Here is a 10,470-nt window from a genome sequence, read left to right as displayed (position 1 = left end):
GAGCGCGTCGCCCTCGGGCGCGTCCTCGCCGCGGCCGAGCGCGTCGAGCAGCGCGTCGTCGCGGGCGATGGTCCCCAGGTCCATCGCCTCGTCGCCGTCGCCCGGCGTCCGCCCGGTCATGCCGCCACCTCGTCCAGTGAGCCCCCGGCCAGGGTACGGAGCCGGGCCAGGGCACGGGACTGGGCCATCCGGACCGCGGCCGCCGACATGCCGACGATGCCGCCCACCTCGTCCGCGGACAGCCCCACCGCGACCCGCAGCAGGATGATCTCCCGCTGCGCGTCGGGGAGCCGGTCGAGCAGGGCGGAGAGCCGCCGGGCCAGATCGCTCGCCACCGCCTGCTGCTCGGGGCCGGGCGCGGCGTCGGGACGCTCGACCGGAGTGTCGGTGGGGGTGACCGCGGCGTCCCGGACGGCGGAGCGCTGGGCGTCGGCCACCTTGTGCGCGGCGATGCCGTAGACGAACGCGGCGAAGGGCGCGCCCTGCTCGCGGTAGCGGGGGAGGGCGCGCAGCACGGCCACGCACACCTCCTGGGCCACGTCGTCAGCGGTGGTGTACGCCCCGCCGACCCGGCCCAGCCGGGCCCGGCAGTAGCGGACGAGCCCCGGCCGCACGCCGACCAGCAACGCCTCGACCGCCGCCGGGTCGCCCGCGGCGGCCCGGCGGACGAGCTCGGACTCGATCACTGTCGTCATGGCGTTCGCGGAACATCCTCATCACCGGGCGGTTTCCGGCACGTTAGCGACACCTCCGGGGTTTTGCATAGCTCGCCGGTCGTCCCCGGGAGGTGACGGAAAGTAGTTGTTGCGTCCGGTCGGCGCCGCCCGATGTCCCAGGTGAGACCTGAAGGGAGGGGAACGATGGGCGTCGAGGTCGAGGTACGTGGGCTGACCAAGTCCTTCGGCGGGCACCCGGTCTGGTCGGACCTCACCCTGACCCTGCCCGCCGGGGAGATCTCCGTCCTGTTGGGACCCTCGGGCACGGGCAAGTCGGTGTTCCTCAAGACGCTGGTCGGGCTGCTCCGGCCCGACCGGGGCTCCGTCCTCATCGAGGGCCGGGACCTGCCGAAGCTCTCCGAGCGCGAGCTGTACGAGGTGCGCAAGCTGTTCGGCGTCCTGTTCCAGGACGGCGCGCTGTTCGGCTCGATGACCATCTACGACAACGTGGCGTTCCCGCTGCGCGAGCACACCCGCAAGCCGGAGTCGGAGATCCGGGCCGTGGTCACCGAGAAGCTGGACATGGTCGGCCTGGTCGGGGCCGAGCACAAGCTGCCCGGCGAGATCTCCGGCGGGATGCGCAAGCGGGCCGGGCTGGCCCGCGCGCTCGTCCTCGACCCGCAGATCATCCTCTTCGACGAGCCGGACTCCGGGCTGGACCCGGTGCGCACCGCCTACCTCAACCAGCTCATCGTCGACCTCAACCAGCGCACCGGGGCGACCTTCCTGATCGTCACCCACGACATCAACACCGCCCGGACCGTGCCGGACAACATCGGCCTGATCTACCACGGTCACCTGGCCATGTTCGGGCCACGGGAGATGCTGCTGTCCAGCACCGAGCCGGTGGTCCGGCAGTTCCTCAACGCGCAGCGGATCGGCCCGATCGGGATGGCCGAGGAGAAGGACGCGGAGGAGCTCGCGGCCGAGGCCCAGGCCGGGGTGGAGCTGCCGCCGCTGCCGCCGATCCCGCTGCAACTGCCCCCGTCCGACGGGCGGCCGCGGCACGCCGAACGCCCGCCGGGGCAGTGGTGCCGCGAGCACGGTGTCACCCCGCCGCCCGGCTCGTTCGAGGGCCGCTGGGACGCCGAGCCGAGCGAGGTGGCGGTGTGAGCGAGCGGAGCGAGCGAGCCATCGGGCTCAGCAGCGCGGGCGTTCGCGCCGCCGCCGAGCGGAGCGAGGTGGCGGTGTGAACGCCCCCGTCGCCGCCGTCCGCCACACCGGCGAGTTCTTCGCGTTCTGCCTGGACACCCTGCGCGGGCTGGGCCGCCGGCCGGTGCAGGTCCGCGAGTTCGTCCAGCAGGCCTGGTTCATCAGCTCGGTGTCCATCCTGCCCGCCGCGCTGGTCTCCATCCCGTTCGGCGCGGTCATCGCGCTCCAGCTCGGCTCGCTGGTCCGGCAGCTCGGGGCGCAGTCGTTCACCGGCGCCGCCTCGGTGCTCGCCGTGGTCCGCGAGGCCGGCCCGATCGTCACCGCGCTGATCATCGCCGGCGCGGGCGGCTCGGCCATCTGCGCCGACCTGGGCTCCCGCAAGATCCGCGAGGAGCTGGACGCCATGCAGGTGCTCGGCATCGACCCGATCCACCGTCTCGTGGTGCCCCGGGTGCTCGCCGCGATGCTGGTGGCGGTGCTGCTCAACGGCCTGGTCAGCGTGGTCGGCGTGACCGGCGGCTACGCGTTCAACGTGGTGCTCCAGGGCGGCACGCCCGGGGCGTACCTGGCCAGCTTCCAGGCCCTCGGGCAGTTGCCCGACCTGCTGGTCGGCGAGGTGAAGGCGCTGCTGTTCGGGGCCGCCGCCGCGCTGGTCGCCAGCCACCAGGGGATGACCGCCAAGGGCGGGCCGAAGGGCGTCGGCGACGCGGTCAACCGCAGCGTGGTGATCACCTTCATGCTGCTGTTCGCCCTCAACTTCGTGGTCACGGCCGTGTACTTCCAGGTCGTCCCGCAGAAGGGGAGCTGACGTGGCGGTCCTGCGGTATCTCGACGACCTCGGCGGGCAGCTCGCCTTCCACCTGCGCGCCCTGGCCTGGGCGCCGCGCACCCTGCGCCGCTACCGGCGCGAGGTGGTCCGGCTGCTGGCCGAGGTGAGCTTCGGCACCGGGGCGCTCGCCGTGCTCGGCGGCACCGTCGGGGTGATCTGCTTCCTCACCTTCTTCACCGGCACCGAGGTCGGGCTCCAGGGCTACCAGGCGCTCGACCAGATCGGCAGCAGCGCGTTCACCGGCTTCGTCTCGGCGTACTTCAACACCCGGGAGATCTCGCCGCTGGTCGCCGCGCTGGCGCTGTCCGCGACCGTCGGGTGCGGCTTCACCGCCCAACTCGGCGCCATGCGGATCTCCGAGGAGGTCGACGCGCTGGAGGTGATGGGCGTGCCCTCGTTGCCGTTCCTGGTCACCACCCGCATGATCGCCGGCTTCGTCGCGGTGATCCCGCTGTACGTGCTCGGCCTGCTCGCCAGCTACCTGGCCACCCGCACCATCGCGGTGGGTTACTTCGGACAGTCCGCCGGCACCTACGACTACTACTTCCACCTGTTCCTGCCACCCGAGGACGTGCTCTGGTCCTTCGGCAAGGTGCTGGTGTTCAGCGTGATCGTGGTGCTGGTGCACTGCTGGTACGGCTACAACGCCCAGGGCGGGCCGGCCGGGGTCGGCGTCGCCGTGGGGCGGGCCGTGCGGACCGCGATCGTCGCGGTCAACGTCGTGGACTTCTTCCTGTCCCTGGCCATCTGGGGCGCCACCACCACCGTCCGGATCGCGGGGTGACCATGCGACACCGTCTGCTCGGCCTCGTCTTCGTCGCCCTGCTCACCGCGGCGCTGACCGCCGCCGTGCTCCAGTACCGCGGGGCGTTCACCCCGGTCGACCGGGTCACCCTGCGCGCCGACCGCGCCGGCCTGCACCTCCTGGAAGGCGCCGACGTGAAGGTACGCGGGGTGGTGGTCGGCGCCGTCCGCTCGGTGCGCAGCGACGGCCACGGGGCGGTGGTCGGGCTGGCCCTCGACCCGGCCACCACGGGCCGGATCCCCGCCGACGTGACCGCGCGGCTGCTGCCCAAGACCCTCTTCGGCGAGCGGTACGTCGAACTCGTCCCGCCTCCGGGCAGCACCGCCGGGCCGATCCGCGACGGCGCGGTGATCAGCCAGGACCGCAGCCGCACCGCCGTCGAGCTGGAACGGGTGCTCGACGAGGCGCTGCCGCTGCTCCAGGCGGTCCACCCGGAACAGCTCGCCACCACCCTCGGCGCGATCGCCACCGCCCTGGAGGGGCGCGGTGACCGGCTCGGCGCGAACCTGGCCCGGCTCGGCGCGTACCTGCGGCAGGTCAACCCGGAGCTGCCGACGCTCACCGAGGACCTCCGCCAGCTCGCCGTCGTGCTGGACAGCTACGACGCGGCGCTGCCCGACCTGCTCGCGCTGCTGCGCGACGTCACCGTCACCGCCGGCACCATCGGGGACCAGCGCGACCAGCTCGCCGCGTTCCTCGCCGACACCACCGACACGGCCGACACCGCTCGCGGTTTCCTGGACCGGCACGGCGACCAGCTGATCCGGCTCGGCCAGGTCAGCCGTCCCGTGCTGGAACTGCTCGCGGCCTACGCGCCCGAGTACCCGTGTCTGGTGCACGGGCTGGTCGCCCTGCAACCGCGGGTGGAGGAGGTCTTCGCCGGCGGCCGGATGCACATCACCCTGGAGGTCACCCGCGACGGCGGCCCCTACGAGCGGGGCCGCGACGAGCCGGTGTACGGTGCGCAGAACGGCCCGGACTGCCACGGCCTGCCGCATCCGAAGGTGCCCGCCCCGCAGGTGGCCGTCGCCGACGGCTACGACTACGGCGGCACCCGTACCCCGAAACCCCTGCCGGTCGGTGTGCCGGCCGGCACCGCGCCCGCCGCGCCGGCCTCCCCGGCGATGGGGCGGGCGGGCACCGCCGAGGAGCGGGCCCTGGTGAAACCGCTCGTCGGCGGGCTCACCGGGACGCCGCCCGCCGAGGTGCCCGACTTCGCGGTGCTGCTCTGGGGCCCGCTGCTGCGCGGAGCGGTGGTGACGGCCCGATGACCGCAAAGACGACCCCCGCGCTGGTCAAGCTGGTGGTGTTCGCCGCCGTCACCCTGCTGGCCACCGCGCTGCTCGCGCAGACCCTCGGCGCGTTTCCGCCCGACGGCACCACCTACCGGGCCCGGTTCACCGACGTGACCGGGCTGCTGCCCGGCGACGACGTGCTGATCGCCGGGGTGCGGGTGGGCAAGGTGGCCGCCATCCGGGTGGTCGACGACACGACCGCCGAGGTGGCGTTCACCGTCGACCGCGAGGTGCCGGTGGCCGTCGGCGTGCGCGCCGCGGTCCGCTACCGCAACCTGGTCGGCCAGCGCTACCTGGCGCTGACCGAGGGCCCCGGCGACGTCCGCCCGCTGCGCCCCGACGGCCTCATCCCGCTCACCCAGACCAAGCCGGCACTGGACCTGACCGTGCTGTTCAACGGCTTCCGGCCGCTGTTCACCGCGCTCGACCCCGCCGAGGTCAACAAGCTGGCGTACGAGATCGTCCAGGTGCTCCAGGGCGAGGGTGGCACGGTGGCCAGCCTGCTGCGGCGTACCGCCTCGCTGACCAGCACCCTGGCCGACCGGGACGCGGTGATCGGCCGGGTGGTGACGAACCTCAACGAGGTGCTCGGCACCCTGGCCGCGCACGACACGGAACTGGACCAGAGCATCACCCAGCTCCAGCAGTTCGTCTCCGGGCTGTCCGCCGACCGCACCGCCATCGGCGAGGCGCTGGTCAGCCTCGGCGAGCTGACCGACACCACCGCCGGGCTGCTGCGCCAGACCCGGCCGCCGCTGGCCGCCGACGTCCGCGCCCTCGACGAGCTGGCCGGCACCCTGAACCGCAACTCCGCCGTCATCGACGCCACCCTGGGCCGGCTGCCCGAGCGCTACGAGTCGCTGACCCGGGTCGCCTCCTACGGCTCCTGGTTCAACTTCTACCTCTGCGACTTCGACGGCCGGCTCGCCGTCGACGGCCACGCGCCGCTCACCGTGCCCGGCGTCGACGCCACCGCCGCCCGCTGCGCCACCGGAGGTGCCCGGTGAGACCCTTCCGCGAACGCAACCCGGTGATCGTCGGCGCGGTCGGGCTGACCGTGCTCGTCGCCGCCCTGCTCGGCGCGTTCCAGCTCGACCGGATCGCCGCGCTGACCGGCCGGGCGTACGCCGCCGCGTTCCACGACGCCAGCGGCCTGGCCACCGGCAACGAGGTCCGGGTGGCCGGGGTACGGGTCGGCGTGGTCACCGCGGTGGAACTCGCCCGCGCCCCGCAGCCGTACGTGCGGGTGCGGTTCCGCGTCGACGACGACGGCGTACGTCTCGGCCGGGACACCGGCGCCACCATCCGGATCAAGACGGTGCTCGGGCAGAAGTACCTGGCCCTCAGTCCGGCGGGCCCGGGGAAGCTGCCCGAGCGCGGGCAGATCCCGCTGGACCGCACCGCCGCCCCGTTCGACGTGGTGCAGGCGGTGACCGGGCTCGCCGACACCCTCGACAAGGTCGACACCGACCAGCTCGCCCGGGCGTTCACCACCCTGTCCGAGACCTTCGCCGACACCCCGCCCAGCGTGAGCACCTCACTGACCGGGCTGTCCCGGCTGTCCCGCACCGTCTCCTCCCGCGACGCGGAGCTGCGTACCCTGCTGTCCCGCGCCCGGGGCGTCACCGGCGTGCTCGCCGAACGGGACGAGGAGTTCCGCAAGCTGGTCACCGACGGGGAGAAGCTGCTCGCCGAGGTCAGCCGGCGGCGGGACGCCATCCACCAGCTCCTGGTCGGCACCGACCAGCTCGCCACCCAGCTCTCCGGGCTGGTCGCCGACAACCGCACCCGGCTCCAGCCGGCGCTGCGCAAGCTGCGCGACGTGGTGGCCGTCCTGCAACGCAACCGCGACGACCTGGAGCAGACCATCCGCCGGATGGGCCCGTTCGTCACCGCGTTCGCCAACGTGGTCGGCAACGGCCGCTGGTTCGACTCGTACGTGGACGGTCTGCTCCAGCCCTACCTGCCCGCCGCCACCGGAGGTCGCTGATGCCCGGTCGGATCCAGCGCTGGCGGCGCCCGCTCGCCGCGGCCACCGTGCTGCTCACCGCCGTGGCCGCCGGCGCGGCGGTGTGGCGCCACGAACCGCCCGACCGGCGGGTCGTCGCGTACTTCACCCGCGCGGTCGGCGTCTACGCCGGCTCCGACGTGCGGATCCTCGGCGTCCGCGTCGGCGAGGTCGAGAAGGTGGTCCCGCAGGGGCGGGTGGTCCGCGTCGAGATGCGCTACGGCCCGGAGCTGCGGCTGCCGGCCGGCGCGCAGGCGCTGATCGTGCCACCCAGCGTGGTCAGCGACCGGTACGTGCAGCTCACCCCGGCGTACACCGGCGGTGCCCCGCTCGGCGACGGCGCGCAGATCCCGGTCGACCGGACCGCCGCCCCCATGGAGATCGACGACATCTACGCCGCGCTCGACGAGTTCAACCGGACGCTCGGGCCGCGGGGCGCCAACGCCGACGGGGCCCTGTCCGACCTGGTCGCCACCGGCCGGGCCAACCTCGACGGCAACGGCGCGGACCTGCACGACACCCTCGACGGCGTCTCCCGCGCGCTGACCACCCTGTCGGACGGGCGCGGTGACCTCTTCGGCACGGTGGCCAACCTGCAACGCTTCACCACCACCCTGGCCCGCAGCGACCAGCAGGTACGCCGCTTCCAGCAGCAGCTCGCCGACGTCGCCGAGCAGCTCGCCGGGGAGAAGGAGGAACTGGCCCGGGCGCTGCGCAACCTGGCCGCCGCCCTCGCCGAGGTGACCACCTTCGTCCGGCAGAACCGGACCGCGCTGACCTCGAACGTCACCGCGCTGGCCGACATCACCTCGGTCCTGGTCCGGCAGCAGCGGGCGGTCATCCAGATCCTCGACGTGGCCCCGCTCGCGATCGGCAACCTCAACCTCGCCTACAACCCCCGCTCGGGCACCCTGGACACCCGGGACAACCCGCTCGGCCCGTACGACCCGGCCACCTTCGCCTGTTCCCTCATGGTCGCCCAGCTTCCCGTCGCGGAGGTGCCGGCGATCTGCACGAAGCTCGCGCAGACCCTGCGGCAGCGCGGGCTGCCCCTCACCGATCAGCTGCGCAAGCTGCTCAAGCTGCCGCCCGGCGCCCCGGCGGGAAGCGGGTCCTCACCGGGATCCATCAGCTCCCCCGGTGCGCCAACCGCCGACGAGGCGCCGGGCGGCTCCTCCATCCCGAGCGACCCCACGCTCGGCGGGATCCTGCGGGGCCCGGCGTGACCGCCCGGCTGCCGCGGGTGCTGGCCGGCGCGCTCGCCGTGGTTCTGCTGCCCGCCGGCTGCGGACTGCCCGAGGTGGCCGACCTGCCGCTGCCCGGCGGCCGCCCGTCCGGCCCCGGCTACACGGTCACCGCGGAGTTCGCCGACGTGCTGGACCTGGTGCCGCGCGCGGCCGTCAAGGTCGACGACGTCACCGTCGGCAGCGTCGAGAAGATCTCGCTGGACGGCTGGCACGCCCGGGTGCGGCTGCGCATCGACCGGGCGGTGCGGCTGCCGGCCAACGCCACCGCCGCCGTCCGGCAGAGCAGCCTGCTCGGCGAGAAGTACGTGGCGGTCGGCCCGCCACCGGCCGAGCCGGCCCGCGGCGACCTCGCCGACGGCGCCCTCATCCCGCTGTCCCGCACCACCCGCGGCGCCGAGGTGGAGGAGGTGCTGGCCGCCCTGGGCCTGCTGCTCAACGGGGGCGGCCTGGCTCAGCTGCGCACCATCAACGCCGAGCTGAACAAGGCGCTGGCCGGCCGCGAACCGGCGCTGCGGGACACCCTCACCCAACTCGACACCTTCCTCGGCGGGCTCGATCGGCAGAAGGCCGACATCGTCCGCGCCATCGACGCGCTCGACCGGCTCAGCGGCCGGCTGGCCCGGCAGCGTCAGGTCGTCGGCGACGCGCTGGACTCCCTCGCCCCGGGCCTGACCGTGCTGGCCCGGCAACGGGCGCAGCTCACCAATGCGCTCACGGCGCTGGGCCGGCTCGGCACGGTGGGCACCCGGGTGGTGCGGCAGAGCCGCGCCGACACCGTGGCCGCCGTGACCGCCCTGCAACCGATCCTGGAGCAGCTCGCCCGGGCCGGCGACGACCTGCCGAAGTCGCTGGACTTCATGCTGTCGTACCCGTTCCCGCCGAACGTCACCGGCGCGATCGTCGGCGACTTCGTGAACCTCTCCGTCACGGCCGACCTGGACGCCGCCAGCATCCTGGCCAACCTGGTGGCCGCCGCGCCCGCCCCGGCTCCGCGGACGTCCCGGCCGGCGACCTCCACGGCGCCCCGACCGCCGACCACCGGCGGCCCGGCGCGGCCCGGCACCGGGCCCGGCGGCGTCCTGCCCGGCCTGCCCGGCCTGCCGCTGCTCAAGTGCCTGCCGGACCTGAAGGACTTCCCGGCCATCTTCACGCCGCCGAAGGAGTGCGGGCTGCCGGCGGGCTGCAAGCTGCTCAAGCCGGGCTCCACCGTGCCGCTGGGCGGGCTGCTGCTGCCCAAGGGCCTGGTGCCGCCCGGCACCGCGCTGCCCGCCGGCACCGAACTGCCCGACGGCACCGTGCTCACCGCCGAGTGCGTGCTCCCGGTGACCGGCGCCGTCGTCGGCCAGATCGGCGACCTGACCGACGTGCTCGGGGGAGGGCTGATCCCGTGATCGGACGCACCGTGAAGCTCCAGGTGCTCGCCTTCGTGCTGGTGAGCATCCTCGGCGTCGGCTACGTCGGCATCCGCTACGTCGGCCTCGGCGACCGGCTGCTGCACGCCGGCTACGTCGTCCACGTCGACCTGGCCCGCGCCGGCGGGCTGTTCGCCAACGCCCCGGTCACCTACCGCGGCGTGCCGGTCGGCCGGGTCACCGCGGTCACCCTGCGCGGCGACGGGGTCCGCGCCGACCTGCGCATCAACCGGGGCGTCCGGGTCCCCGACGCGCTGCGCGCCGTGGTCGCCCAGCGGTCCGCCGTCGGCGAGCAGTACCTCGACCTGCGGCCGGAACGCGACGGCGGGCCGTACCTGGGCGACGGCGCGGTCATCCCGGTCGACCGGACCGGCCTCCCGCTGGCCCCGGAGACCCTGCTGACCAACCTGGACGCGCTGGTCCGCTCGGTCGACCCGGAGGACCTGACCGTGCTCATCAGCGAGCTGGGCACCGCGTTCGAGGGCAACGAGCAGGCCCTGGCCCGCCTCCTCGACGCCGGGGACGCCCTGCTCGCCGAGGCGGACCGGCGGCTGCCCGAGACCCTCGCCCTGATCCGTGACGCGCGGACCGTGCTGACCACCCAGGCCGAGTCCGCCGAGGCCCTGCGCCGCTGGTCGGCCGGGCTCGCGCAACTCGCCGCCACGCTCCGCGCCGCCGACCCCGACCTGCGCCGCCTGCTGGCCGGCGGGCCGCCGGCCGGCGCCGAGCTGCGGGCGCTGCTGCGCGGCCTGGAGCCCGACGTCGGGCTGCTGCTCGGCAACCTGGTCACCGTCAACGGCATCGCCGCCCGGCGGCTGCCCGGCATCGAGCAGCTGCTGGTGGTGTACCCGATCGCGGTGGCCGGCGGGTTCACCGTCACCCCCGGCGACGGCACCGCGCACCTCGGCCTGGTGGTCAACCTGGGCAACCCGCCGTCCTGTGTCTACTCCGGCGGCGGCACCCGGTGCGACGCCGGCGAGCGGGCCGCCGGGGCCGGCGCCGCCTC

General features: G+C 74.4%; 10 protein-coding genes. 9 read left to right on the top strand and 1 reads right to left on the bottom strand.

What is annotated here, in order from left to right; translation table 11 throughout:
• Positions 1 to 116: 116 nt before the first annotated feature.
• Positions 117 to 695: an RNA polymerase sigma factor ShbA gene (shbA, locus tag ACW0Q9_RS25330; RefSeq protein WP_456185413.1), complete on the bottom strand. Its 579-nt coding sequence runs from the start codon at positions 693 to 695 to the stop codon at positions 117 to 119.
• A 165-nt stretch (positions 696 to 860) separates the two neighbouring features.
• Here shbA and ACW0Q9_RS25325 point away from each other — a divergent pair, with 165 nt between their 5' ends.
• The 9 genes from ACW0Q9_RS25325 to ACW0Q9_RS25285 form a co-directional block, all read left to right on the top strand.
• Positions 861 to 1,829, top strand: a complete 969-nt coding sequence (locus ACW0Q9_RS25325) for an ABC transporter ATP-binding protein (RefSeq protein WP_456185411.1) — start codon at positions 861 to 863, stop codon at positions 1,827 to 1,829.
• A gap of 76 nt (positions 1,830 to 1,905) precedes the next feature.
• Entirely contained in the window at positions 1,906 to 2,676 is a 771-nt protein-coding gene (locus tag ACW0Q9_RS25320; protein ID WP_456185409.1) for an MlaE family ABC transporter permease, read from the top strand.
• A gap of 1 nt (position 2,677) precedes the next feature.
• Positions 2,678 to 3,481 carry an MlaE family ABC transporter permease gene (locus ACW0Q9_RS25315; protein WP_456185407.1) on the top strand — a complete coding sequence of 268 codons (804 nt, stop codon included), beginning with the start codon at positions 2,678 to 2,680 and terminating at the stop codon, positions 3,479 to 3,481.
• Between the two features lie 2 nt (positions 3,482 to 3,483).
• Positions 3,484 to 4,773, top strand: a complete 1,290-nt coding sequence (locus ACW0Q9_RS25310; RefSeq protein WP_456185415.1) for an MCE family protein — start codon at positions 3,484 to 3,486, stop codon at positions 4,771 to 4,773.
• Positions 4,770 to 5,804, top strand: a complete 1,035-nt coding sequence (locus tag ACW0Q9_RS25305; RefSeq protein ID WP_456185405.1) for an MCE family protein — start codon at positions 4,770 to 4,772, stop codon at positions 5,802 to 5,804. Before ACW0Q9_RS25310 ends, ACW0Q9_RS25305 begins: the two co-directional genes overlap by 4 nt.
• Complete coding sequence (locus tag ACW0Q9_RS25300; protein WP_456185403.1) at positions 5,801 to 6,787, top strand: MCE family protein; 987 nt, start codon at positions 5,801 to 5,803, stop codon at positions 6,785 to 6,787. The genes ACW0Q9_RS25305 and ACW0Q9_RS25300 overlap by 4 nt, the downstream gene beginning before the upstream one ends.
• Positions 6,787 to 8,031: an MCE family protein gene (locus ACW0Q9_RS25295; RefSeq protein ID WP_456185401.1), complete on the top strand. Its 1,245-nt coding sequence runs from the start codon at positions 6,787 to 6,789 to the stop codon at positions 8,029 to 8,031. The genes ACW0Q9_RS25300 and ACW0Q9_RS25295 overlap by 1 nt, the downstream gene beginning before the upstream one ends.
• Positions 8,028 to 9,443: an MCE family protein gene (locus tag ACW0Q9_RS25290; protein WP_456185399.1), complete on the top strand. Its 1,416-nt coding sequence runs from the start codon at positions 8,028 to 8,030 to the stop codon at positions 9,441 to 9,443. Before ACW0Q9_RS25295 ends, ACW0Q9_RS25290 begins: the two co-directional genes overlap by 4 nt.
• The coding region (locus ACW0Q9_RS25285) for an MCE family protein (protein ID WP_456185397.1) at positions 9,440 to 10,470 on the top strand (1,031 nt) is incomplete at its 3' end. The genes ACW0Q9_RS25290 and ACW0Q9_RS25285, both read left to right, overlap by 4 nt.

The sequence above is a fragment of the Micromonospora sp. I033 genome (assembly GCF_053890995.1).
Note: the sequence above shows the minus strand (reverse complement) of the source record. Positions and strands in the feature narration are given on the sequence as shown.